General features: G+C 68.7%; 20 protein-coding genes, 4 pseudogenes and 2 riboswitches. Of the genes and pseudogenes, 11 read left to right on the forward strand and 13 right to left on the reverse strand.

The annotated features are described in order from the left end of the window. The coding region (locus DIZ27_RS38170) for a phosphopantetheine-binding protein (protein ID WP_258308748.1) at positions 1-859 on the reverse strand (859 nt) is incomplete at its 3' end. A gap of 663 nt (positions 860-1522) precedes the next feature. Here DIZ27_RS38170 and DIZ27_RS38175 point away from each other — a divergent pair. The 4 genes from DIZ27_RS38175 (at position 1523) to DIZ27_RS38190 (ending at position 5133) form a co-directional block, all read left to right on the forward strand. Beyond that, positions 1523-2140, forward strand: a complete 618-nt coding sequence (locus tag DIZ27_RS38175; RefSeq protein ID WP_109382972.1) for a dirigent protein — start codon at positions 1523-1525, stop codon at positions 2138-2140. Between the two features lie 257 nt (positions 2141-2397). Further along, positions 2398-2907: a hypothetical protein gene (locus DIZ27_RS38180; RefSeq protein WP_109382973.1), complete on the forward strand. Its 510-nt coding sequence runs from the start codon at positions 2398-2400 to the stop codon at positions 2905-2907. A 236-nt stretch (positions 2908-3143) separates the two neighbouring features. After that, complete coding sequence (locus tag DIZ27_RS48990) at positions 3144-3317, forward strand: hypothetical protein (RefSeq protein WP_181383901.1); 174 nt, start codon at positions 3144-3146, stop codon at positions 3315-3317. A gap of 703 nt (positions 3318-4020) precedes the next feature. After that, positions 4021-5133: a glutamate--cysteine ligase gene (locus DIZ27_RS38190; RefSeq protein WP_109382974.1), complete on the forward strand. Its 1113-nt coding sequence runs from the start codon at positions 4021-4023 to the stop codon at positions 5131-5133. Positions 5134-5339: 206 nt separating this feature from the next. Here DIZ27_RS38190 and DIZ27_RS48995 read toward each other — a convergent pair. Beyond that, positions 5340-5682 (reverse strand): annotated as a pseudogene (locus DIZ27_RS48995) (hypothetical protein); the annotation flags it as partial. Positions 5683-6061: 379 nt separating this feature from the next. On the opposite strand from DIZ27_RS48995, the gene DIZ27_RS38200 reads away from it, so the two are divergent. Continuing rightward, positions 6062-6808, forward strand: coding sequence for a restriction endonuclease (locus DIZ27_RS38200; RefSeq protein WP_258308749.1), 747 nt, complete (start codon positions 6062-6064; stop codon positions 6806-6808). 162 nt (positions 6809-6970) lie between these two features. Continuing rightward, positions 6971-7168, forward strand: a pseudogene (locus tag DIZ27_RS38205) (hypothetical protein); the annotation flags it as partial. Between the two features lie 188 nt (positions 7169-7356). Here DIZ27_RS38205 and DIZ27_RS49000 read toward each other — a convergent pair. The 3 genes and pseudogenes from DIZ27_RS49000 to DIZ27_RS38220 all read right to left on the reverse strand — a co-directional run. Next, positions 7357-8004: pseudogene (locus tag DIZ27_RS49000) on the reverse strand (FUSC family protein); the annotation flags it as partial. Between the two features lie 98 nt (positions 8005-8102). Beyond that, on the reverse strand, positions 8103-8759 hold the full coding sequence (locus DIZ27_RS38215) for an HAD family hydrolase (RefSeq protein WP_109382976.1): 657 nt from the start codon (positions 8757-8759) through the stop codon (positions 8103-8105). Positions 8760-9020: 261 nt separating this feature from the next. Then, positions 9021-9473 carry a hypothetical protein gene (locus DIZ27_RS38220; RefSeq protein WP_309074960.1) on the reverse strand — a complete coding sequence of 151 codons (453 nt, stop codon included), beginning with the start codon at positions 9471-9473 and terminating at the stop codon, positions 9021-9023. Positions 9474-9598: 125 nt separating this feature from the next. Here DIZ27_RS38220 and DIZ27_RS38225 point away from each other — a divergent pair, with 125 nt between their 5' ends. After that, entirely contained in the window at positions 9599-10408 is an 810-nt protein-coding gene (locus DIZ27_RS38225) for an SDR family oxidoreductase (protein ID WP_109382977.1), read from the forward strand. Between the two features lie 963 nt (positions 10409-11371). Here DIZ27_RS38225 and cycA read toward each other — a convergent pair. Next, on the reverse strand, positions 11372-12859 hold the full coding sequence (gene cycA, locus DIZ27_RS38235) for a D-serine/D-alanine/glycine transporter (RefSeq protein ID WP_109382978.1): 1488 nt from the start codon (positions 12857-12859) through the stop codon (positions 11372-11374). A gap of 305 nt (positions 12860-13164) precedes the next feature. Further along, positions 13165-13256: riboswitch (glycine riboswitch) on the reverse strand. Then, a riboswitch (glycine riboswitch) is annotated at positions 13257-13353 on the reverse strand. It lies immediately after the preceding riboswitch. Positions 13354-14056: 703 nt separating this feature from the next. Then, positions 14057-14402: pseudogene (locus DIZ27_RS47910) on the reverse strand (IS5/IS1182 family transposase); the annotation flags it as partial. Between the two features lie 211 nt (positions 14403-14613). On the opposite strand from DIZ27_RS47910, the gene DIZ27_RS38245 reads away from it, so the two are divergent. After that, entirely contained in the window at positions 14614-15492 is an 879-nt protein-coding gene (locus tag DIZ27_RS38245) for a YceI family protein (protein ID WP_109382979.1), read from the forward strand. A gap of 73 nt (positions 15493-15565) precedes the next feature. Here the strand turns inward: DIZ27_RS38245 and DIZ27_RS38250 are convergent, their stop codons facing one another. The 3 genes from DIZ27_RS38250 to DIZ27_RS38265 form a co-directional block, all read right to left on the reverse strand. Next, positions 15566-15838 carry an IS3 family transposase gene (locus DIZ27_RS38250; protein ID WP_181383902.1) on the reverse strand — a complete coding sequence of 91 codons (273 nt, stop codon included), beginning with the start codon at positions 15836-15838 and terminating at the stop codon, positions 15566-15568. Positions 15839-16372: 534 nt separating this feature from the next. Then, positions 16373-17410 carry an SPFH domain-containing protein gene (locus DIZ27_RS38260; protein ID WP_109382981.1) on the reverse strand — a complete coding sequence of 346 codons (1038 nt, stop codon included), beginning with the start codon at positions 17408-17410 and terminating at the stop codon, positions 16373-16375. Positions 17411-17414: 4 nt separating this feature from the next. Then, positions 17415-17846, reverse strand: a complete 432-nt coding sequence (locus DIZ27_RS38265; RefSeq protein WP_109382982.1) for an NfeD family protein — start codon at positions 17844-17846, stop codon at positions 17415-17417. 1299 nt (positions 17847-19145) lie between these two features. Between DIZ27_RS38265 and DIZ27_RS49005 the strand changes: the two genes are divergently transcribed. Then, positions 19146-19325, forward strand: a complete 180-nt coding sequence (locus DIZ27_RS49005; RefSeq protein WP_375232055.1) for an NUDIX domain-containing protein — start codon at positions 19146-19148, stop codon at positions 19323-19325. A 797-nt stretch (positions 19326-20122) separates the two neighbouring features. Here DIZ27_RS49005 and DIZ27_RS38280 read toward each other — a convergent pair. The 3 genes from DIZ27_RS38280 to DIZ27_RS38295 form a co-directional block, all read right to left on the reverse strand. Further along, on the reverse strand, positions 20123-21283 hold the full coding sequence (locus tag DIZ27_RS38280; protein WP_109382994.1) for an MFS transporter: 1161 nt from the start codon (positions 21281-21283) through the stop codon (positions 20123-20125). A gap of 40 nt (positions 21284-21323) precedes the next feature. Next, a complete protein-coding gene (locus tag DIZ27_RS38285; RefSeq protein ID WP_109382983.1) occupies positions 21324-21890 on the reverse strand; it encodes a Chromate resistance protein ChrB in 567 nt (188 codons plus the stop codon). Between the two features lie 726 nt (positions 21891-22616). After that, positions 22617-22823, reverse strand: coding sequence for a cold-shock protein (locus DIZ27_RS38295; RefSeq protein WP_055594430.1), 207 nt, complete (start codon positions 22821-22823; stop codon positions 22617-22619). 418 nt (positions 22824-23241) lie between these two features. Between DIZ27_RS38295 and DIZ27_RS45335 the strand changes: the two genes are divergently transcribed. Beyond that, positions 23242-23640: a hypothetical protein gene (locus DIZ27_RS45335; RefSeq protein WP_146229066.1), complete on the forward strand. Its 399-nt coding sequence runs from the start codon at positions 23242-23244 to the stop codon at positions 23638-23640. Between the two features lie 191 nt (positions 23641-23831). Next, on the forward strand, positions 23832-25073 hold the full coding sequence (locus DIZ27_RS38305; protein ID WP_109378404.1) for an IS256 family transposase: 1242 nt from the start codon (positions 23832-23834) through the stop codon (positions 25071-25073). Positions 25074-25108 lie beyond the last annotated feature (35 nt).

Below are 25108 nucleotides of genomic sequence, written 5' to 3' on the forward strand. Positions count from 1 at the left end.
AGCAMAGGAAGTACGACTCCTTGCGGATCACCGTGCCGGCGCCGATCGTGAGCAGGTCGGTGCAGACCGGAACGGTGCGCGAGAGGATCGTGACACCCGGGCCGATGCGTGCGCCGAGTGCCCGTAGGTAGAGCACATACAGGGGGTTTCCGACGAAGAAGACCATCGGGTTGGCGTGGAGCAGTACCTTGACGGTCCAGAAGCGGAGATAGGTCAGACCCCAGACCGGGAAATCGCCTTCTTTCCACCGGCCGATGAGGATCCATTTGGCCGCGACCGGGAAGGTGCACATGCCGACGAAGCCGACGCCGCCGAAGACGACCGATCGTAGGTAAATGTCCGTCACATTCGAGCCGGCGGATATCCATAGATAGCCGCGTTCGGTGAGGATTGCGACGAGGAAAGAGTACCCCAGGAAAAGCAGGAACTGCAGCACTCCGCAGAGGGTGTACTGCAGCGTGCTGCCCGGAGTCACGAACTCCGAGGATGCTCGGTCCGGCGAGCCGGCGGGGGCGGGTGTGGCAGTGATGCCGGTTCCGACGTCGGTGACTGCCGCCGCCAGGCTGTGGATCGTCCGGTGATGGTAGACATCCTTTATCGAAACTGACGGCAGATCCGCTCGTTTCCTGACGCGTGCGCAGAACTGTGCCATCACCAATGAATTGGCGCCGAGGTCGTCGAAGAAGTTGGCGTCGACCGAAACCTGGTCGACGCCCACGACGCCGGCGAGTACCTCGGCGAGGTTCCTTTCCGTGTCGGGCGACGGACTGTTGTCTTTCGACGGGGCGTGCGTCCTGTGCTCGGCGACTCCAGATTCATCCGGAACGGCCGTCAGGGACTCGGCAGACTTCTCCAGCATGCAAGCTCCTTGAGCACTCGCAGAACCATCACGCTTCAGTCTCTGTCGTCCACCGACGGGGTGCCACTCGAATCGATTACGTAGCGTGACACGAGGAGTCGTCGATGCCGGGATTCGGTTGCAGATGCCGGATTCGGTTGCAACGGCCTGGTGTCCGGTATGCAGAGCAGGTTCGTGCTGCTGAGACGGAGCTCGCGGTGTCGTGTCCTTGCTCGGCCCGGATCCGCCGAATGGGTCCCCGAGGGATCGTTCGTCGTGCTGTGGGTCTCGGTGCGGTGGCTGGGCGGATCGCGGACCGTGGCGGTGACGGCCCGGGCGTGGAATGTTTCGACACGAGCGCCGCCGGGACTCATGCACCCCAATGGCCTCAATCTTGGTCCTCTGTTTGAGTGCGTCGCCAGCACTGCCCTTAGCGTTGCTGCTGAGCGGAGAGCCCGCTCATGAATGAATCCGGACGAATTTCGTCACGACCAGAGTGAACATGGCGAACTTTCCCAGTAACGCCGCGGGCCCTCTCGCACGTTCTCGTCCACGGTCCTCAGATCTGCTCGGGTGCCTTGCCTTCTGTGAACCGACCCGACGCGCCGTCGTCCGGCGGCAGCGGCGTCGGACAAGGCCTGGGCGGCCCTGACTCTGTTCGTTCCTGCACACACGGAGGCGACCATGGGCTTCGCTGGCCGACCCCTCATATTCCTGGCCATCGCGGTTCTCGGCGGCTCTGCCGGGCTTGCTCTCATCGGATCTGCATCGGCCGACGTGATCCCGCTGAAGACGGCTGAAACTGCGGCAACCCACCCCGCCGACGGCTCCTCGGTGAAAAGCCGCACCATCCGCGTGGAAGCCCGGCTGCAAGCCGGCGAAGAGCTGGATCTGGGTGCCACGGGCCGCAGCGTCGGCGACCAGTTCGTCTTCAGCGGGAATCTGGTGTCGACCGAGGGGCCAGAAGAACGCTTCGTCGGACGCTTCGGTGGGTTCTGCGTCATCACCGACCTCGAATGCAACGCAGGACAATGCTCGTCGACCGCGGTGCTGCCGGAAGGACAGATCACCGTCCAGGGCGAGCAAGCCGGGATTCCGGTACCGAGCCCGGTCGTCGACGCGATCACCGGAGGCACCGGGGAGTTCCGTAAGGCGCGTGGCCAGGTGACACAGCGGGTGTTGACGCCGGCGATCTGGCAACTCACATTCGAAGTTTTCGACGTGCAGCCTCATCGGACCGGGGACGGCCGCAGTCCGACCAAGGTGCCGATGCGCATGCCCCCGTCCTTCCCCGGCAAGTAGCCGCGTCGGGGAGTCTCGCCGCCGCCCGGGATGCAGTTGCGAGAGCAGCGTTCCCGCCCGCGCCAGGTACCGGACAGCCCCTGTCGCAGGACCGGTCCTGGTCATCGACCACAGGGCCTTCAGCGCCGCACCAGGCGGCGGGACGTCATTTTCTGACCAATGCCGACATGGTCATCAACCGGCCATGAGGTCCAAGAAGTTGAGAACAAAATGAAGCGCCTCCCCGACCCGCACCGATCACCACACCTGGAGACGTCGTGATCAAGAACTTCCGCGCACTCATAAACTGGGGCGTCGCCCTGGCCACCGCCACGGCCGTCGCCGTCACGATCGGCGCAGCCACCGGCGGCCGGCCGTCCCCGCTGCCGGCCGACCCGCAGACCCGCCCGACGGCCGACCAGGGAAAGGAACCGCAGACCGAGCCTCAGGCGACAGAGCGCCGACGGGTCGCCACATCGGTCCTGGACGGAGACTTCAAGTTCACACTCACCGCTCTGAGGTCGCAGACCGATCCGCTCGCGGCATCCGTGCGCCTCCAGGTCTTCACCTTCGAAGACGGTGCGTGGAGAGAGTCGGACCGTACTCTGGTCGGCGGGGTGGACGCCTGGTTCTGGTTCCCGCTGACCGGCCGCCACGCGGTGTGCGAGTTCTTCACCGCCAGTACGGAGCCCGCACCGGTTGCCGTCAGCCTGCTGATCACGCCATCGATAGGCTGCTCACCGACCGAGAACTTCCAGATCGAGAACGGGCAGATCATCCCCGCCTGACAGCGGCCGGTGGCTGTGGTGCCGACAGCAGGTCGTCAAGTTCTGCCAGATTCCGGGAAGTCGGAGCCCTCCCGGGTACGCTCCAATATTGGCTGGAGGAGCACGGCCCAGCCTGGCATCCGCCCCGCACGCTCGCCCTGCGAGGGCAGCTCCACCTCGGCCTCCAGGACGCACGGGTCGCGCACGCGGACCTGTCCGAGGGGCTGCGGCCGGCCGCCGAGTGGCCGGCCGACGCGATGGACACCTCCCGACTCCACGCCGAGCGGGCCGAAGCCCGCCTGTACCTGGGCCGCCCGCTGCCGACTGCCCCGGCCACCCACCGCGCCTGCCTGGGCGACCTGAATCTCCGGAATCCGCTCTTCAGGGTGCTCACCCGACCGCCCAGCGGATTCCGGATGCGGATCGCCTGACGGAGAGCGCCGGTATTGAGCCGGTATTGATCGGAAGCAATCTGAAGTATCAGAACTTCTTGTTGTTCTCCGCCACGTGTCGGTCGAGGGTTCATGGACGACGAGGTTCGTCCTGGCGGACTTATCCGGCTCCCCCTGCACGGGCTGAGCCCCCTCCATTGGTGCTCTGGCAGGACTTGCTGCGGAAAATGTTGTTTCAGGTGGGTGTGGAGGCACATTCACCAGATGGTGCTGATGGTGGGTGCCGGTCCGCCCGTTCACCGTCAGGTCCACCCTGCGACGGGTCGCTGCCCTTGTGAAGTCCGGTGTCCTCACTGCCGTAGTCGGTGTGTTGCGTGCGGAAGCCGACTGGGTGCCGTCAGGTGGCGGCTGTAAGAGCGATGGAATGGGATCGGGACAGATGGTGGTGATCGACTCGAAGAGGATTTCCTGCTGGCGGCGTCGGCCGGGCGGAGCGCTGCCACTTTGTGTCTTCCGGAGCAGTGGTGTCTTCCGGCTGCCCTGGGCTGTAATGTCCCCGACCCGGCAACCGCTCAGCAGCCTGCCTCCGAGTCCCGGGCCACCGGCGGGTGCATCGAGGCGCCGCTGCTGCCAGCGGCGTGCCCGGCGGTTCCTCCGGGTACGCCGCGCCGTCGCGGGGCTCCTGCCTGTCACGGTCCGGGCGGGAGCCGGGATTGGTGAGCAGGAGACAAGGGGCGACGGCGTGCGAAGTGTGGGTGTGGAAGAGGAACTGCTGCTGGTGGACCCGAACAGTGGTGTGCCGGTCGCCGTCTCCGGCGAGGCGCTCGCGGCTGCCGACCGCCGGGCCTGGGAGCACGGCAGGGTCGGCGCGAAGGGACACCGGTTCGAGAAGGAACTTCAACAGGAGCAGGTGGAGTTCGCGACCGAGCCGGTGACGGAGATGAGCCGGCTCCAGGAGGAGATCACCCGCTGCCGTAGGGAGGCGGCGCGGCATGCGGGCACTGCCGGGGCGGTGGTGGTGGCTGTGGCGACCTCACCGTTGGTTGTCGAGCCGTCGTTGAGCACCGGTACCCGTTATCGGTGGCTGGGTGAACAGTTCGGGTTGACGGCTCAGGAGCAGTTGACCTGTGGCTGCCATGTCCACGTGTCGGTGGACTCCGACGAGGAGGGTGTGGCTGTCCTGGACCGCATACGTCCGTGGCTGGCGGTTCTGACGGCGATGAGCGCGAACTCGCCTTTCTGGCAGGGGCAGGACACCGGCTACGGCAGCTATCGCAGCCGGGTGTGGAACCGCTGGCCGTCCGCCGGGCCGGTCGAGATCTTCGGGTCCGCCGACCGTTACCACGAGCAGGTCACCGCCATGGTCGGCACGGGGGTCCTCCGTGACGAGGGCATGGTCTACTTCGATGCCCGGCTCTCCGCCTCGTATCCCACCGTGGAGATCCGTGTGGCGGACGTGTGCCTGGACGCGTCCGCTCCCGTGCTGCTGGCCGCGCTCACGCGTGCCCTGGTGGAGACGTCCGCCCGGGCTTGGCAGGACGGTGTACCGCCGGACAGGGTCGGGACGGGCCTGCTGCGCCTCGCCTCGTGGCGAGCGGGACGCTCGGGTCTCGACGGTCCCCTCCTGCACCCCGAGACCATGCGCGAGACCTCCGCTGCCGACGCGGTGCGGGCCATGTACCGGTACGTTCGCGAGGCGCTGGTGGACCACGGCGACGACGATCTCGTTCGTGAGGGCATCGCCCGCCTCCTCGAACAGGGCAACGGGGCACGTACGCAACGCAGACTGCTGGCAGAGGAGGGCGGTCTCGCCCGCGTCGTGACCCGCTGCGCCGACCTGACCACGAGCAGCTGACGTCCTTCCGCTGCGCGGGTTCGTCGTCGTCAGGCTGATCGCGGCTGAGCGGATCTGCCGGATCCGCTCGGTCAGCACGGTGTCCTGACACTTGCGCGCGCACGGCTCGCGCTCGGCGCGTTCGTCGGGGGTCAGCCGGTCGTCCCGCTCGTCGGTCTCGGCCTCTGCCTGCCGGATCCAGCCGCGCAAGGCCTCAGGATGTGCAGCGAGCTCGCTGCCCGGTCTGAGGCAGACCTGATGGATGAGCCGCTCCCGGCTTTCGGTCGTCTCCAGCGCCCGTGCAGCCCTGGCAGAGGGCTCCGTCCTCGATTCCGTTGCACACGGGTACCAGGCGGGGCCCATGTTCTGGAAGCCGTGGCAGCCGGAGTTCTCGCGCTGCAGGTAGTGCAGCAGTTCCCGGAGAAGCCAGGCATGCACCGCGTTGCCCACTCCCTCGTGTCCGATCAGCATCTGTGCCTGGTGAGCGATTTCTGCCCAGGAAAGACGGCAGAGGGCTACCTGGTGCTCGCGCCGCCTGTCGTTCTTGACGTCGATGAGCCTGCGGGCTTCCTGACAGGCAAGTACCGCTCCCTCCTCCGATCTCGAATGCCGGGCCCGCCGGGGCCGCGCGCCCGGGCAGGCCGGCAGGGAGCGACGTGGTCTGCTCGACCCGGTTCCTTGCCGGCCTCCCCGATCTGCGCAGCCGGTGCGGGCGCCGCGGCCGCGGGTGTGCCGACCGGAGCCCGGTCGCCGGCAGCCGTCCTTGAGGGGATCGCCGATGTGCCGGACCGGGTGCTCCGCGCGGAGGGCTCCACCACCGACCCGTTCACAAAGAAGATCACAGTGCCGCATCCGGCCACGGTGGGCAATCGCCTTGTCCAACAACGTCCGATCCTGGGCAGACGGAGAAAGTGATCTTCTTGTCCAACCCAGGAGGGGGCTCGTCACCGTGGCCGCACCTGCGCGTCGTACACCGCCCGCGAACCGTCGGCGTTCGTTCGACCTGCGCTCGACAGCTCTGTTCTTCGTCCTTCTGGCCGTGGTGGTGAGCATCCTGGGATTCGCGGCCCGCACGGCGGTCGACATCGCCGAGCGGCATCCCGGCTGGGCGTTCGTCCTGCTCCTGCTGGGTGTCGCGGGCATCGCGGCCCTGGGACGCCGCCTCCATCTGGCGAGAGCGGCACGACGGGCCGCGGCCGCGCTCGACGAGGCGGCGACGGAGGCGGCCGAGGTGTGGGAGACCGCGACCGTTCCGCGTCAGCGAGCGGCTTTCGGCGTTGACATCGACTATGACGCCCTGGACGCCGAGGAGTTCGAGGCAGCGGTCGCCCACCTCTGCGAGCGCGACGGCTGTTCCGACGTGGAAGCCGTGGGCGGTGCCGGGGATCTGGGCGCCGACGTCGTGGCCGTGTCCCCAGAGGGGTGGCGGGTCGTCATCCAGTGCAAGCGCTACGGCGACTCCCACCGGGTCGGTTCCCAGGACATCCAGCGCTTCGGCGGCACCTGCTTCGCCATCCACGAGGCCGACGTCGCCGTCCTGGTCACCACCAGCGACTTCACCGCGCCGGCGGTGGAGTACGCCGAGCAGTGCGGGATCGTGTGCGTGGACCGGCAGGCGTTGCTGTGCTGGGCAGAGGGAAGCGGGCCCCGGCCCTGGGAGGCCGTGAGGGCCGTCCGGGACGTCGAGGCCCGCTGACGTCGGTCAGCGCTGGAAGGGCATCGTCCAGCAGTTGGGTGTGGCGGCTTGCCTCCAGGCGGCCGGTGGGCCAGGAGATGCCGTGCTCGGGTCGGCGATGAGCGGGGCGAGGTGGTTGGTGAGGATCCGGTTGCCGAGGTCGGACAGGTCGCGGCCTCATGGGTGACGTCGCCGTCCTTCCGGCATCGGTCCACGGTCAGTTGGCGGGCCTGGCAAGCGCACCCACACCTACGGCCCCACCGGCCTGTCCCGCACCACCCCGGTGAGGCCGTCGTCCAGCCGTACCGCTACACCGGCGCCCACCAGGAGCCGACCGGCCTCTGCAAGACGGGCTACCGCTGGTACGACCCGTCCCTCGGCCGCTTCACCCGGCCCGACCCCTCCGGCCAGAAGACAAACGCCTACCTCTACGCCACCGGGGCCTTGAATGACACGCTTACTTCTGATCGCCGTCTGCAGAATCGGTCACGGCCCCGTCCTGCCGGTGCGATCCGTACGCCGCTCCGCACGTGCCCGCCGACGCCCCGGGGCGTCGGCATGGGAATCGTCCTCCGCTCCTCCTCCGGCTGCAGGGCCGCGGTCGGCGCCCGGCGCAGGGCGCGATGCGCCGGGGGTCAGCCGTGGGCTCTCCCGGCTCCAGCCGCGGGCGGAGCGCAGTGCGTCCAGGTGGTCCTGCAGCCGCACCGAGGCGGCCGGCTGACAGGCGACGGTCTTGCGCGTCCCACTCGCCCTCCCGCAGATCATCGGCGACGCCGTGCAGTACGTCACCCGTGTCTCCCTGGCGAGCGAGGCCAGGTTCTCCCGTACGTCCCGCAGATGGATCGGCGGCAGGACGAGCGCGTTGACGGCGACACGGTGAACGCGCCGAGCGCCGCCTGGCCCAGCCGGTGCCCGACGGCGGTCGCGCTCACCGTGCCCGAGATGATCGTGAACAGTGCCGTAGCGCGAGTGCGCCCGCCGTGTCGCCGGTGACGGCCTGGGCCCCGGATACCACCAGTGCCCCGATGCGGATCGCCGCGAACTGCCGCGTGGCTTGTACGAGCGAACTGTAGACCGTGGCCTGCACCAGCAACAGCACCACCCACGCTGCCATCAGCGCCATCAGCGCCATCGGGCCGCCGAGCCAGAGCCCGGGCCACCACCCAGGCGAGCAGCGCCGCCACGACGGCCCACACCTCCTGACGTACGGCGTCCACCCCGCGCCATCGGCGCCGCCCGCCCGGTGGTCTGCCCTGGCTCCATCACTTCCCTGACCCGCGTCATGCGCTGCGGGTGTTTCGACGTCCGAGAGGGCTCATGCCAGGGGACTGTCCGGCAGGGACGCCAGGAGGTGCGCCGGGTCGTCGTAGACGGCCTCCGCGCCGGCCTCCAGCAGATCGGTGCGCGGGATGCCGCCACACAGCACGCCCACACAGCGCACCCCGGCGCGGCTGCCCGCGCGCATGTCCCACACCGAGTCGCCGACCAGGACAGCGCGCTCGGCGGGCACACCGACGAGCTCCAGGGCGTGCTCGATCGGTTCCGGGGCGGGTTTGCCCTCGGCGACATCGTCGGCACTGGCCGTGGCGGTGATCGCGTCGTCCGCGTCGATCGCTCGGCGCAACGCGCTCAGCTCCGCGCCGCCCGCCGAGGTGGCCAGCACCACCTGTCGGCCGTCACGGTGCAGACGCCGCAGCAGGCTGCCCGCCTCCGGCAGCGCGGGCAGCCGGTCGAAGTACTGCCCGTACAGAGCCTTGTGCGCGGAGCTCAGTTCCTCGTCGAGATCCGTGTCCCGGTCGTCGCCCAGCAGATGGACGACCAGGTCGGAGGAGGCCAGGCCCACGGCCCGGTGGATGGCGTGCATCGGTATCCGGTGGCCGGCCTGCCGGAATGCCTCCCACCAGGACGTCACATGCAGGTGATTGGTGTCGACCAGTGTGCCGTCGACGTCGAACACGGCGGCCCGTTCCATACGCGGTGTCCCTTCGTCTCCTCACCGACCGCACGGGTACCACCTCAGCCGCCCGCCACTCCCGAGGGCGTCCTGTGCTCCCGGGCCCGGTCCGGCAACCGCTCCGGGGCCGGGGGAGGCCGCGCGCCCGGCGGTACCCCGCGCTCCTGGGCGCGGGCGCAGTCGGGGATCTGCCGGTCGGGCCGCCCCGGAACATGCGCGTCGGTGTCGAGCGAGAACAGTGCGTCCGCCGCCACCGTCCGGCGCAGCAGCAGCGGCGGGTCATCGACCGGGCGTCCGCCCGTGGCCTGGAGTGCACGGCCGCCACCACGACATCCAGGTGCTCCCGCAGGTCCGGCTCCTGGTCCAGGGAGCCGTCGTCGAGGGGGCGCACCCGATGCCGGTCAGCAGCCGGAACGGCGCCCGGGCCCCCTGGGCGCCGCCGCCGTCCGACTGGTCGGAGTGCAGGTGGCAGTCGCCGCGCAGCGGCGCCCCGACGGCGGCGAGTGGGTGCAGGCGGCCGGGTGCCTCGCCGGCCGACGCCTCCCGCACCCCTGCGCGGTCTTCGGGCCGAGGCCCCTGAGTGCCTTTGGTGAGTCGGCCGCGGCCCGCCTCGCGCGGGCCCGGCTCCGGCAGCATCCAAGCCGTGGTGAGGGAGGCCCGGACGCGGTGCGTCGGTGCCAGGGACCGCTCCAGCAGAAAGCCGAGCCGCTCCAGTGCCCCGACGGGCTCCATGGGCGCTTCCTGGCTCCGGGGCTCCCCGGGGCGCGGACGACCGCACGACGGGCGGGCGGTTTCTGCGACCCGCACCCGGGTACTGCGATGCTTCGTTCCGCCCCGTGACCACGAGGAGGCCTCCCATGTCCGCTCCCACTCCCGCGACCGGCAAGGTCGCCGTGCTCACCGGCGCCGACTCCGGCATCGGCAGGGCCACCGCCGTACGGCTGGCCCGCGCGGGCATGGACATCGGCATCACCTGGCACCGCGACCACCGGGGCGCCGAGGAAACGGCCGAGGAGGTCCGGGCACACGGGCGGGGGGCCGAGGTGGCCCCGATGGACCTCACCCGGCTGCCCGACGCCGCGGACACCGTCGACGAGCTGTGCGACCGTCTCGGCCGCATCGACGTGCTGGTCAACAACGCCGGTACGGGCACCATGACGCCCTTCCTGGACCTGGCGCCGTCCACCGTGCACGAGGTCCTGGACGTCGATCTGGTGGGCCCGTTCCTGTGCGGGCAGAAGGCGGCGCGGCACATGATCCGGCAGGGCGGCGGTGGTCGCATCGTCAACGTGACCTCCGTCCACGAACACCAACCCCGCGTGGGCGCCGCCCCGTACTGCGCGGCCAAGGGCGGCCTCGGGCTGCTCACCCAGGTCATGGCACTGGAGCTCGGCGAGCACGGCATCACCGTCAACGCGGTCGCCCCCGGCGAGATCGCCACGCCGATGACCGGTCAGGAGGACACCGACCCGCACACCGAGAGCCGTCCCGGCGTCCCACTCGGGCGGCCCGGCGATGCCCGCGAGGTCGCCGCAGTCATCGCCTTCCTCGCCGGTCCGGACGCCTCGTACGTCACCGGTGCCTCCTGGAGCGTGGACGGCGGCATGCTCCGGATGGGCCCGCAGGCCGGGTCGCATCTGACGAACGACGACTGGCGGCGCCCCTGAACGTGCGGCGGACGCGAACACCGCGTTCGCGCGGTGTGCGCTCTTCCCTCTGGCCTCCGCGTTGCGCCGACGGCGGCGTCCGGATCCTGAGCGGAAACGCGAAAGTGCCTCCTGAGCTGGGATGATGAGGCTTGTCCAGGGCTTCTGTCGCCACGGCAAGAAGGCACTTTCTGCGGACACGTATGACATGAGGTCGCCTGTGTTGAGCGGACGCTCTTGGAGAGGAGGTCGGCGATGGCGCCGACGCAGGGCGGTCCCGGGTCCGTGTCCGGTCCTGTGCCGCTCGAAAAGTCGTCGTCGGTCAAGCGGTGTGGCGGTACTCGCCGATCATGCCGCCGAGGGGGCCTGGGTCCGCAGCACCCGGCGGATGTCGAGGGCGTGCACTGCGACGTCGGGCCGTTCCTCGGCGTCGGGCAGTAGTCGCTGTCGGGCCTGGTGAGGTGGGCGGGCGTTGTAGTGCCGTGGGCGTTCGTCCGGGGAACCCGCGGGACACTCAAGAGCACCTCCGGCTCCCCGGCCCCGAAGACCGCGGCGAACGTTGCACCGTACGTGCCGTCGCGGTCCCGCAGCAGGAACCGCGGGGACTTTCTGCGCATGCCCGGGCCGGCGGCGAGGGCCCGCGCCTGGTGCCCGGCCCACTCCCGGGCGGTGACTCCGGTGCCTACAGCCTCGTGCCGAGCGCGGCGCCGGGTCGCCACTCGCGGCGTTGAGGATCTCCCAGACCGACGAGGGGCGAACCGGAACCGGTCGGCCGGCTCGTAACGGACAGGTCCGGCCGGTGTGCCGGCGTTTCGTCCCGTCGGGGCTGTGGCGGTGTCCGGGCGGTGCGGGAAGCGCAGCTCGGTGGCAGCTGGACGTGCTGCCACCGGGCTGTTGTGGCCGGCCGGCGGTCGAAGCGCCGACCGGCCGTCGCCGGGCGTTGTGTTGTGCGGGTGTTCTGTGGCCTCCCGTCATGAGGGCGCCTCAGTCCAGGGGCTGCTCCACGGAGTCGGCCGGGGACGCTGTCTGTCGGGCCTGGTGGGGGCGGCGACGGCGGAGCACTGCCCATGCGATGCCGAGGATGACGAACCACACCGGGGTCACCAGCAGTGCCTGCAGGGTGTCCTCCTTCTGGGTCAGTGCCCAGATGAGGAACACGAAGAAGGCGAGTACGACGTAGCACATGACGATGCCGCCGGGCATCTTGAACGTCGACGCCTCGTGCAGGTGAGGACGGCGCTTGCGGTACACGAGGTAGCAGATCAGGATGATCGACCAGACGAACATGAACAGCAGGGCCGAGATGGTGGTCACCAGCGTGAAGGCCTCGATGATCGAGTCGCCCATGGTGACCATGACGACACCGGGAAGCAGGAAGAGGCCGGACAGGAGCAGGGCGTTGACCGGTACCTTCCTGGAGGTGAGCCTGCCGAACCGTGCCGGCGCGTCGCCCTCCTGGGCCAGGCCGTAGACCATCCGTGAGGTGGAGTAGATGCCCGAGTTCGCGGACGAGGCGGCAGAGGTCAGCACCACGAAGTTGATCACGGAGGCGGCGATGCCGAGGCCGGCCAGCGTGAACATCACGACGAAGGGGCTGCGGTCCGCGCTGATCTGGCGCCAGGGTGTGACGGAGATGATCGCGATCAGGGCCACCACGTAGAACAGCATCACGCGTACGGGGATCGAGTTGATCGCCTTGGGCAGGTTCCGTTCCGGGTTCTTGGTTTCCGCCGCAGTGGTGCCGACCAGTTCGATGCCGACGAAGGCGAAGGTCGCGATCTGGAATCCCGCGACGAATCCCATGGGGCCGGTGGGGAAGAAGCCGCCGTCGTTCCAGAGGTTGGAGAAGCTTGCGGTGGCGCCCCCGGGGGCCTGGAAGCCGCCCAGGACCATGCCGAATCCGACGACGATCAGTGTCACGATGGCGACGATCTTGATCAGTGCGAACCAGAACTCGGTCTCACCGAACGCCTTCACCGTGGGCAGGTTCAGGACGATCAGCAGGACGACCGCCGCGAGTGCCGGGATCCACAGTGCGAGCCCTCCCCACCAGTACGACACGTACCCGGCGATCGCGATGACGTCGGCGACGCCGGTGACGATCCAGCAGAACCAGTAGGTCCATCCCGTGAAGAAGCCGGCCCACGGCCCGAGAAGGTCCGAGGCGAAGTCGGCGAAGGACTTGTAGCGCAGGTTGGACAGCAGCAGCTCTCCCATCGCCCGCATCACGAAGAACAGCATCGCGCCGATGATCATGTAAACGAAGATCACCGAAGGGCCGGCCAATGAGATCGTCTTGCCCGATCCCATGAACAGACCGGTTCCGATGGCGCCGCCGATCGCGATCAGCTGGATGTGCCGGTTGGACAACTGCCGGGAGAGGTGCTGCTCGCCCGCGGGGGAGGGCGTCGGTCCGGGCTCCGCCCCAGGCGCCGGGGCGGTGGTTGGGACGGCTTTGCTGCTGTCATGCATGAGCGAACCTCGTGGATCTTTGGTGCGTATGGGCCGTGACAGGCGTTTCCTGGGAGGCGGCCGCACACGCATGGGGGGAGCGAGTGGGCACAAAGAGCCGGCATGAGTGGTGGGGCGGCCGACGGGGAGGGCGCCGGGCACGCCGAACACGCCTTCAGGGGGCGTGGGCCCAGGAGGGCCGTGGTGGGAAAGCCGGAGCTCAGTCGGGATACCGACGGGCGGCCGGCGGCCGGGGTAACGAGAAAGCCATCGGGGGGTCCTCAAAGGTCGGGCACGGGTAGGAGCCCGCGCTGCCGAGCGGAGCCTCCCCCTCTGTCATGGGGCCTGAGAGCTTCGCCGCGAAAGTTCGCGGCTTGCACCGTGGGCGAGGCGCAAAAGCGCCTGCTTTTCAGAGGTGCCTGCCCGAGCGGTAGGGGTGCCTGAGAGTTTCCGGGGAGGTGTTGCTCCTTCGGCGCCCGGGTCTGGCTGACCCGGTGCTCTCCCGCAGCGGGATGAGCGGCGATGTGAGGCTAGGCCCGCACCGGCAGCGGGTCAAGACCTGCGCGAACGTTGATCGTTTACTGCCGGGTAGGACCGCGTGCACCTTCCCGCGGGTGCGGGCCGCTCCAGGAACCGGGCCGGCCTCGTGCGTCGGCTTCGCCGGGATGCCGGTCTCCTCCCAAGACCTCGCGGGCGGCGCCGGCCTCCGGGGTTTCGTCGAATTCGAGGACGGCGCCGGAAAGTTGCCTTGAGCCACTGCCGGTCCGGCGGATCGCCGGGAGGCGCCTGTCGGTGCGTACCCCCACTCCGGTTACGGACGGGGAGTGCGGGAGCGGAGGCGTTGCTTCCTGTGGTTGACTCCGGGCACCAGGTATCCATTCGGTCTGCCGGCCGGCTCGCTGAGGCCGACGCCTCCGTGCAGGCCGGCTCCGTCGCGGACAGCTGTGGCAACGCGATGGTCGAGGCCCTGAACAGCACCTTCGAGGCCGAACCGGTCGAGATGCAGGGCCCCCGGACCAACTTCGGCCAGGTCGAGCACGCGATCTTCCAGCAAGTCACCTGGTACCGCGAGGAACGGCTCCGCTCCGCCCTCGCCCACGTACCGTCTGCCAGTACGAACGCGGGGGATGGCAGCGCCAGGAAGCCGTCCCGCAGTCCGCCTGAGGCAAGATCACCGGACTCCGCGAAACCCGGGGCAGTCCAGGGTGCAGGCAGCGATCGGCCGGTCGGCAGCAAGGTGCCGTCCAGGATCACGAACGCCTTTGTCCGCACGGTCTTCATCGCCCCGTCCAGGGTGGTCAGGACGTCGATTGCCTCGCGCGGGGAGCGGTACGCGGTCGCGGTGCCGATGCGGAAACCGGCGGCGAGCTGGGCGTTGGGGGTGCCCCCGGCCGGAGGCTGGGGGAGTGTCGCCGCACCGCAGGTGGGCCAGGGCGCGCGGGCCCGATGCCCGGCCGGCAGGCGTTGCCACCGTGTCCCGATCTCCCGCCGCCGAGCCCGGAACCGCCCCGTCAGGTATCGAAGGGTGGCTGGACAGATCAACCGATGGCGGGTGGAAAAGCACACGAAACTCCTGGCGGGCATGGGCGATCTTGGTCGAGAACCCGTCTACCAGGAGTTTCGTTGTCCCGTACAGGCTTCTCCCACCAACGCTCCGACCACGCAATCAGGTTGAAAAGGGCTCAGGGTAATTGCCTATTGCATCCAAAGCCTCGGGGTGATCGAATATGCGTCCGGCGATCGGTGTTCTTGACGTTACGCAGAGGGTGTCGCACATGATGGGCCGCTGGTTGGCAAGTCGAACGAAACAGCGTCAGGCGGGCCCTCTGGCAGCTGTGCAGACTCCCTCGAATGCCGGGGTGCTGAGCTGCCGGGTCCTCAGCCCGGCCAACGAGCCGGTGCCGAACGCCCGATGGGCGGTCAGCGACACCGTGGGACGCACACTGGTCGAGGGCGGGACGGATCCCTTCGGTTCGTTCGTGGCCACGATTCCGGCGGGAGAGTACCGGCTCGCGGTGTTCGCCGAGGGGTACCTGCCGTACCGGATGCCGTGCACGGTCACCGAGGACTCCCTCGCCTCGCTCGGCGATGTGACCCTGCGGGCGGCACAGCCGCTGGAGATGCCCGCGCCGGGCGACTGGGAGATCGATCTGGCGCACTCCTCGATCGCCTGCACCGCGCGGCACATCGGGGTGGCCCGGGTGCACGGCCGGTTCAACTCCTTCGCGGGAGTGGTGCGGATCACCGACGACGCGACGCAGACGGCGATGCACGTGGTGATCGACGCGGCGACCATCGACACCAATGTGCGGATGCGCGACGACCATCTGCGGTCGGCGGACTTCCTGGACGTGGCGCGGTTCCCGACCATCGAGTTCTACAGCGACCAGTTCGTGCCCCGGGGCGGCAATCGGTGGGACGTCATCGGTGAGCTGTGGCTGCGCGGGGTGGCGCGTACGGTCACGCTGGACATGGAATACCTCGGACTCGGCAACGGCATGCAGGGCGAGGCCCGGGCGGCTTGCCGGGTCACCACCGAACTGCACCGCGACGACTTCCAGGTGAGCTGGCAGACGATGCTGGCGCGGGGTATCGCCGCCGTCGGCCCCACCATCCGGGTCGACATCGACGTGCAGGTCGTGCCCAAGAGCTGACCGACCTGGCGTTCGCTGTCCCGAAAGACGCCCGGCAAGGGGTGAGCTTCCCCCGCTGTGCGGGAGGTGCTGACTAGCTGGTCAGGGCGGGTCTGCGGGGTTTCAGGTTCACCGGTTCGGCCGTTGCCTGGCCGGCGTAGTGCTTCTCCTCGAACTCGACGGGGTTGAGGTGGCCGAGCCGTTTCTGGATGCGGCGAGGATTGCAGAACCCGTCGAGACACTCGAAGATCGCGAGGTTGGCCTCGGCCCGGGTGGCGAACACCCGGCCGCGGATGCACTCGGTCTTGACCAGCATCCACAGGTTCTCCGCCAGGGCGTTGCCGAACGAGTCGCCCACCGACCCCATGGACGCCTCAATTCCCACCCACATCAGGCGTGTTGCGACGACCGGCTGAATCCGGGCTGTCCACGCGCGGCACAGTGCCAGAAGAACACTGTTGAGGTGAGCGGATTCGCCCGACAGGATCGCCTGATGAGTGACAACGCGCAACCGGGCAGTTGGGATGCCCCTGTGGTGTCGAGTGCAGACGGAGCGGTTCGAGGCGTGGTTCCTGCCGGATGCCGGTGAGGATCTGGAGGCCGTGCACGACATCGACGTCGAGGTGCGACTGCCGGACGGCTCTCGGTGGAGTGCGAACGTCTGCACGGTTGCTCACGTGGAGACGCTCATGGAGCGATGGGCCACCAGCGGGGGAGCGGAAGTCAATTCCGGTGTCCCGACGGTCTCATCGTCCGTGATGCGGGCATCAGCAACATGGTCCAGGTGCTCTCAGGGCTGATCGAAAACGGCGAGTTCACCCACATCTTGCAGCGTCTCGACGACTGAACCAACTGACACTCCCATCTCATTCTGAAGCGGTCAGTGAGGGGCCGCTCACTGTCAACGAGGCGGATCGGACGGGAGGGCACCGGAGGCGGCGCCGTCGACCTCGGCGGCGTCAGCGACGGCCTCGGCAGCTGCTTCTGCGGCCTGCGCCGTGTCGTTGGCGGCCTGGGCGTCCGTGTCATCGGCAGGCTTCTCGCGAGTGGCCGGCGACTGGGGCAGCTCCTTGCTGAAGGCTTTGGACACGCCCTGGAGCGCGGCGGTGATTTCGCTGGGGATCACCCAGAAGTTGTTGCCTGAACCTTGCGCGAGCTGGGGCAGGGTCTGGAGGTACTGGTAGGCGAGCAGCTTGGGGTCGGGGTCGTTGCGGTGCACGGCCTGGAACACCTCGTCGATGGCCCGGGACTGCCCCTCGGCCTGGAGGATCGCAGCAGTACGGTTGCCCTCCGCGCGCAGGACGGCGGCCTGCTTGTCACCTTCGGCGGTGAGAATCTGCGATTGGCGCTGTCCCTCGGCCCCCAGGATCGCGGCCCGCTTGTCCCGCTCGGCTCGCATCTGCTTCTGCATCGCGTCCTTGATGGTCTGCGGGGGATCGATGGCCTTGATCTCCACCCGGTTGACTCGCAGTCCCCACTTACCGGTGGCCTCGTCCAGCACGCCGCGTAGCTGGCTGTTGATGGTGTCCCGTGAGGTGAGCGTCTTCTCCAGGTCCATGGAGCCCACGACGTTGCGCAAGGTGGTGACGGTCAGCTGCTCGACGGCCTGAAGGAAATTCGCGATCTCGTAGAAGGCCGCTCGTGGGTCGGTGACCTGGAAGTACAGGACGGTATCGATCTCGACGACCAGGTTGTCCTCGGTGATGACCGGCTGCGGATTGAAGGAGACGACCTGTTCACGCAGGTCGATCACCGGGCGAACGCGGTCGATATAGGGGATGACGAGGTTGAGGCCGGGGTTCAGGGTGCGATGGTAGCGGCCGAGCCGCTCGACGTTACGGGCGCGCGCCTGGGGAACGATGCGCACCGCCCGCACCACGGTGAAGATCGCGATCAGCGCGACGAGCAGGCCGGCGATGAGGAACGCAGAGGTCTCCATGGTTTCAGTCCCGGGGGTAAACGAACGCAGTGGTGCCGCTGATCTCTATGACGTCGACGGTCTTTCCCGGAGGAATCACCAGCGTCTCGTCGTAGGCGAGGGCCGTCCATTCCTCCCCGTCGATACGAACCCTGCCACCCAGGCCCGACACCTCCGAGACGACATAGGCAGCCTTGCCGACCAGTGCATCTACGCCGAATCGCGCCGCTTGGGGCTGGAGCATATGACGCATTGCGACAGGGCGCACGAACAGCACGGTGACGGTCGCCACGACGGCGAACACCAAGAACTGGAAGGGCAGCGGCAGTCCGATTGCCGCGCACCCCGCCGTGACCAGCGCGGCGGCACTCAGCATTCCGAGCGCAGCGGTGAGGGTGAGGATCTCCGCCACAGCCAGCACAGCTGCGATGATCAACCAGATCAGCCACAGATCCATTGCGTACCCCTTCCGGCCGGTACGGGTGCGGAGGGCCCGGGGTCCATCGTTGGACCCTGTGGGTGAAGGCCGCGGTGCCTCCTTATAAAGGAAACCCTGCCGACCGAGCGGAGGCGTGCTGGTGCGACGCCCGCCGCGAGCACCTACTTCCAGGATTTACCCTTATTTTCCCGTTCTTGAACGATTACTCCCCACGGGTGAGCTGCCCACAGTTCTCCTCCTGCCGTGACGGACGTGTGGCAGGCCGGGCCAAAGGCAATGGCGTAAGCGCTGATGGCGTGCTCGTCGCCGTTCTCGTGGGCCGCCCTGAATGGCCCTGTCGGGAAGACCTCCCTGCGAAAAGCCTGGCAGTGTGGTCGTCGCCTCTGCCTCGGGCGGATCACTCGCCCGCACCCGTGGAAAAGTCGAATACCGCCCGAGACGGGATCGCAATACTGCTTCGTGAGTGCGTCGTCGCTTCCCGGAGCCGGGGAGAGGAGTTCGGTGAATTCCCGGATCAGTCTGGCGAGGGCATTGGGAGCCCGTGGCCATCACCAGCGAGACGCCCGTCCTGCTGTCCGAGATGAGCCCGCTCGCCGGCATGAGAGTGGTCTAGCGGACGCGCTGCATCGGCGTTGGCATGGGAACCCGGGTGAAGACTTTGCGGCTTGCCCGCCTCCCAGGAACGGGCGGTCCTGCTCGGTCTCAACGCAAGCGACCTCATCCTGGCGATGAGCGGACGTACTACGACGGCGACGGCCGCGCGGTGGAGACCGCCGACGTCTTCGTCCCGGAGCGCACTGGCTGAAGCCCTTGTCAGAGCTGTTCGACGCCGGAGGCCTGCCTCTTCTGGTACGGCTCGGGCCTGGCCACTGCCGCTCCGATGCCGATCGCCCACCGGCCCCTGCTTTCTGGCTGCTCGTGCAACTGTCGGCCTGCTCCACAGCACCGACATCCGTGCTCCGCAATGGACGCGCGAGATCGCGAACTGCCTCAGTCGATGGAGGACCAGCGGACTACATGACCCCCTTCCAGTTCCACGGACGTGGCCCCGGCGGTCGCGCAGACAGTCAACGCGGTACTGGGTCCGATCTGCCCGGGTCCTCACCCCACAACTGTGGGAGGACCTGCTCACCGAGGCACGGCTTCACCGTCGAGTCGGTGGGCCTGCTGCGCGTGCCGGACCCCGGCAACCCCGCCATGGTCCAGCTCGTCCAGGCCCGACGACGGGTACACCACTGGCAGGCCCCATCTGGAACTGCCCCACGCACGCACCGGCCCCCTGCCCCTCACGCGGCCGTCGGCGTCGGCGCCATCCTCATGGGCAAGCAGGGTCTCCTCCTCGGAGGGCACCGCCGCGGTACCCGGAAACTACCGGACAGCACCGCCGAACCGGGTGAATCGCTCAAAGGGGCTGTCGTCCGCGAACCCGTCGAGGAGTCGGGGCTCCGCGCCCACTGCGCAGACATCACCCTCTCGGGACGCTGGTCGACCACGTAGAAGACGTAGTCCGCGTCACCGCGGGCGCCATCGTCACCGCGTGGGAGGGAGTCGCCGACTTGCCAGGTGAACCGTGGGTGGCTGGCAGTGGCACTGCCTGAACGACCTTCCGCAAGGAGCTGTTCGTCTGCTCCGCCCGGACTCTCACCGTCCGGCGCCTGGATTTCTCCATCGACCACTCTGCAGCGCACCTCACCCCATTCCGTCCAAGGACGCCGAATGAACTGTCCCCGTTCCCGACCTGTGGAAAGCAGGCGGGGTGGCATGCCAATTGGAAAACTGCGCGGTTACGATCGTGCCGGCGATTACCTGGTTGCGCGTATGGTCCCGCAACTCGACACGAGACCAGTCAACGATGACGACCAGGAGGAACCCCAGGGCCGCGCCACGCACCGTAGGTCTGCACGAGCGTCGCGCAGGCGCCTGCTGAGACAGCCATGGTGCATGGAGATCTTCCGGACAAACGTGATCATCGCGCCCAGGGCCAAGGCCGGGCCCGGCGCCTGACCGCCCGTACCGCCGATGAGCAGAAAGAACCGCGATGCAGATCCTGATGCCTGACGATCCGGTGTTCATCAGCAAGTTCACCGCAATCGAGCAGCCCCTGCTGCATTCCCTGCACCACTTCTATCTGATAGGGGCTTGATCATTTGGGATGATCGAGGTTTGTCGAAGGGGCGGACGGGCGGTCTGCTGGCGGAGCCTCTTCGTGAACCGGCGTGGTGACTTCGCTGTTGAGGGTGAGATCGCCGAGGCTCCGGCGGCAGGTGCCGCCGGAGCCGGATTCCTCGGTGGCGTCATGCACTCCCGGTGACGCGCTCGGTGGGCCGGGCGGCTGCACGTCGTGCGAGCGCGAGGGCGGCGCCGACCGCGGTGAGGACGGCGAGGGCGGCGTAGCCGTAGGCGAGGGTCGCGGCGGTGGCCACTGCGGCGACGAGGAGCGGGCCTCCGGCGTCGCCGAGTTCACGGCCGAGTTCGGCGGCGCCCATGGTCTGGCCCATGCGTTCCTCGGAGGTGCTGGTGGCGAGGGTGGCGAAGCCGAGGGGGGTGATCAGGCCGGTGCCGGCGCCGATAAGGGCGGCGGCGAGGAGCACGCCGACGAGGCCGGGCAGCATGGCGCCGGCGAGGCCGGCAGCGGTGAGGGCCAGGCCGACGGTGAGGCCGCTACGGGGGGTCAGCCGCCCGTTGTCGAGGGCGCGTCCGGCGTAGGGCTGGACGAAGGCGGCGGTGGCGGCGAGGACGGATACGGCGGCGCCGGTGGCGATGGTGCCAAGTCCGGCGGCGGCGCCGGAGACGGGCAGGAAGCCGACACCGACGGAGAGTGCGGCGACCGCGGCGGCGAGTGCGGCGGTGGGGCCGAGGAAGGCGGGGTCGGCCAGGCGGCGGGCGAGGTCGAGGACGGTCTGGCGCTGCCTGGGCAGCGGAGGCACGGCGGGTACGGCGAGCGCGGTCCACACCGCGACCCCGGCGCTGAGCAGGGCAAGAACGGTGAAGAGCAGGCGCAGCCCGCCGGCCCAGACCAGGAGTCCGCCGAGGAGGGGGCCGAGGGTGTAGCCGATGGACTTGTAGAAGCCGTAGCTGCCGAAGGCTCGCCCGCGCTTGGCGGCCGGGTTGAGGCGGGCGACGAGCGCGGATGCGGACGGGGAGAAGGCGGAGGCGGCGGCGCCCTGACCGAGGCGGGCGGCCCAGAGCCAGCCGGGGCTGTCGGCTATGGCGTAGAGGGCAGAGGCGGCGGCGAAGGCGATGAGGCCGCCGACGAGGACGGGCTTGGCGCCGATGCGGTCGGCGAGGGCGCCGAAGACAGGCTTAAGGATCACCTCGGCACCGTCGTAGAGGGCGAGGAGCCCGCCGAGAACGAGGAGGGAGGTGACGGCGTCGTCGGAGAAGCCACCGAGGTTGGCGGCGATGCCGTGGGCGCCGAAGGCGGTGGTGAACCCGGCCGCGTACAGGGGCCACATCCGGCGCACGGGCGCCGCCTGGGCGGGGCGGTCGGGGTGGTCATCGCTGGTCCTCCGGGGTCTCGTGCAGGTGGGCGAAGACGCGCTCGGCGTACTCCTCGCAGACGGCGGCGCAGATCTTGAGGCGCGTCGTGGCCTCGGTGGCCTCGGGGGCGCCGAAGACGTCGCGGGCGGTCAGGTCCCGGTGCCAGCGGCGCAGCCGCTCCAGCGACTGCTCTTCCTCTTCGAGTTCGGCAAGGGTGAACTCGACGTTGCGGATCTCCTTGGCGATCTCCTCTTCGAACTTGCCGCAGTCGGCGAGGAACTCGGTCCAGTCGGCGGAGCGGGCGGCGGTGAAAAGTGCCTGAAAGCGGGCGGCATCTTCGGGTGCCCGGCCGTAGGCGCTGAGCGTGACGGCCTGTCCGCCGGCGTTCTCGGTGAGTGTGAGGGCACGGGCGATGCCGCCGGCGAAGACGGGGACGTCGGGGACGGCCCAGACGCCCTGCCCCAGCGAGAGCGCACCGATGCGGCGCAGCTCACGCCATACGGCGACCCGGTGACGGGAGGGCTCGGCGGGGATCTTGATGACGAGAACGAGCCACTGTCCGCCCGATTCTGCATTCGACACATCAGGAAATGTAGCAGGCGTTACATCTCAATTTGTGATGAGTCGCCCGTGTGCCTTGCATCCTGTACCCAGGTACGGGTTTGTCGTCGGAGATGTCTCCCGCCGGAGGTGGCGTGGTCTCCGGAAGCCGACGGGCTCAGTCCTCGTCCTTGATGTGGGCGGAGGGCTGCCGCAATGCCCGGCCGCGACGATCCCGCAGTTGGTCCACTGGGTGTCGAGGGGAGCCCGGGATCGGGCAGTCGAGGCTGCAGAGGACGGCGTTGCGGCCGCCGACCCGGCCGGTCAAGGGTGAGGCGAGCGGCGAGTGGGTCTTCGGCCCGAACCCGGGCGTACTTGCCCGGCCGGTGGACCCGGCGCCGCCGGAGGTCCCTCAGGAGCATTTGGTTGCGCAGGGGTGGGAGCGCGGCTTCCTGGACGAAGAGGCTTACCAGTGGGTGCGCGATGTGCGGTTGTCCGGCGATGAGGAGTGCCTGCTGCCCTACGCGGTCGGCATCGACATCAACACCGCCTTCCTCGCCGCAGCCGCCCGACTCACCGTCGGCCTCGGTGAGTCGGCCCACGTAACCGCCCCGGTGTTCGACAAGAAGGTCCCCGGTACACGGCTGGTAAATCTCTCCCGCACCGACCTGGACCCGCGCCTGCCCAATCCCTTCTCCCTCAGTGGCCTGCGTCCGAGGGGGCGGGCTGGTGCACCACCGCGCCCCTGGCGGACGCCGAGGAACTCGGCTAAGGCTCGACGACGACGTTCTCCGCCTGAGGGCCCTTCGGACCCTGGGTGACGTCGTAGGAGACGCGGTCGTCTTCGTGCAGTTCCTTGAATCCGGTGGTCTGGATGGCGGAGAAGTGGACGAACACGTCCGGACCGCCGCCGTCCTGCTGGATGAAACCGAAGCCCTTGTCCGGGTTGAACCACTTCACCTTGCCAGTCGCCATGCTGCTCTCCTCCAATGGGTTCCGGGCGCGCTGGAGCACTTTCGGTAGCGCCCCTGAACAGTACTCGCAACGCACGGTATGCGTTCGGCTGCACTGCGCTACGTCAAGATCGAGTCGCCATTGCCCGCAGGTCGCCTTCGAGCAGGGTTCTGCGCCGTGACGATCACGCAGTGGGCAGAGCCCGGAAGGTGAAGAAGGTGCCGCGGTCGGCAGCGACTCCCCGAGGCCGCTGCCAGGTGGCGCGCTTCGAGCCCTCGCGGACAACGACACGCCTGCAACCATCAGCGCCTCCACTCCTGTGCGCGGACGCAGCGGCCAGACGACGAGAGACGAGAACGTGGCCGCCGGTGCCTCCGCCTCCTCCGTCTCCGATGCGGCTGTGGGTTGTCCGTCTTCCGCCGGGGTCGCTTCGGATTCCGTGGTCCCGCCGGTCGCAGGGGCTTCCGCCTCGGCCGCCGACTCCTCTCGCCCGGGATGCGGTCAGCCTGCGGCCGTCAACGCCGAAGCCGCACTGCGGCTGCTGCTGGAATCCCTGGGGCGTGCCGGGGAACTGGCCGGCCCCCTGTTGCGGGAACATGGCCTGCGACTGGGTCTGACCGGCGAACTGCTGGGGCTGCATCTGCCCGTACTGGGCCTGCGCCGCCTGGGGACAGCCGGCGTGCAGCACCGAGGCGATACGGCGGGCGCCCTCCACCAGCACGTTGCTCCAGGTGTGCGGCGGGATCCGGCCCTGGGCCCGGACGCCCATCAGGGTCTGCTGATCCATCCGCGAGTGTTCCACTGTCGCCTGGACGGCCGAGGCCGCACAGCACGGTGAAGCGCCCCGGATCGTGAATATGTCCCTGTTGTGAACCAGTAAACCGGATGGCGTCCCGCGACGTGGTGTAGGCGATCAACGTTGGGGCGTACGCCGGGGCGTGCGGTCACCTGGATTTCGCTCCCTGCCCGACAGGTGGGCCACCATGCAACTCTCCCTGGTAAACGGCCAGTTCAACCAGGAGGTGCAGGGTGGCCCTGTCCCAGCATGACTTACTCCGGCTGCTGGAGTCACTGCGTTCGGCAGACGGGCTCGAACTCGTCCGTTCCGTGGCCGAGCGGATGCTGCAGGAGCTGATCGAGGCCGAAGCGACGGCGAGGATCGGCGCGGAGTGGAACGAACACACCGAGACACGTACCGCGTTGCGCAACGGGCACCGCGACAAGACGCTGACCACGCAGGCCGGCGACCTGGACCTTGCGATCCCCAAGCTGCGCTCGGGCAGCTTCTTCCCGAGCCTGCTGGAGCGGCGCCGCCGCATCGACCAGGCCCTGTTCGCCGTCATCATGGAGGCCTACGTCCACGGCGTGTCCACCCGCTCGGTCGACGACCTGGTCAAGGCACTGGGCGCGGACAACGGGATCTCCAAGAGCGAGGTCTCGCGGATCTGCGCGGGCCTGGACACGCAGCTGACCGCGTTCCGTACCCGGCCCCTGGACCACATCCGCTTCCCCTACGTCTATCTCGATGCGACCTACTGCAAGGCGCGGGTCGCGCATCAGATCGTCTCGCGGGCCGTGGTGATCGCCACCGGCATCACCGAGGACGGCGGTCGGGAGGTGCTGGGAGTGATGGTCGGCGACAGCGAGACCGAAGTGTTCTGGACCCAGTTCCTCCGTCACCTGCGCGAACGCGGCCTGAACGGGGTCCGGCTTGTCATCGGCGACCACCACTCGGGGCTGGTCAAGGCGATCCGCAAGGTCATGATCGGGGCTGCCTACCAGCGCTGCCGAGTTCATTTCCTGCGCAATGTCTTCGGCGTGATCCCCAAGGACGCCGCGGAAATGGTCGCCGCGACGATCCGCACCATCTTCGCCCAGCCCACCGCCGACGCGGTCCGCACCCAGCTCGACACCGTCGCCGACATGCTCGGCAAGCAGTTCCCCAAGGTCAAGGCAATGCTGCTGGAAGCGAAGGACGACCTGACCGCCTTCGCGGCGTTCCCCGAGCGACATTGGAAGAAGATCCAGTCCACCAACCCGCTGGAGCGGATCAACCGCGAGGTCAAGCGCCGCACCGACGTCGTCCAGGTCTTCCCCAACGACGCCGCGCTCCTGCGGCTGGTCACCGCCGTGCTCTTCGAACTGCACGACGAATGGATCGCCTTCCCCCGCCGCTACCTGCCCGAGGGAAGCATGGACCAGCTCTACCCCGCCGAGCGCCCCGAAAGCGCCCCCGCGCTACCCAACACCACCAACACGACCGCCGGATGATCGGCTACACCACGAGAAGGGGCACGATCCTCCTC

Origin of the sequence: Streptomyces sp. NWU339 (genome assembly GCF_003143855.1) — a bacterium.
In the GTDB taxonomy this organism is placed as follows: Bacteria; Actinomycetota; Actinomycetes; order Streptomycetales; family Streptomycetaceae; genus Streptomyces.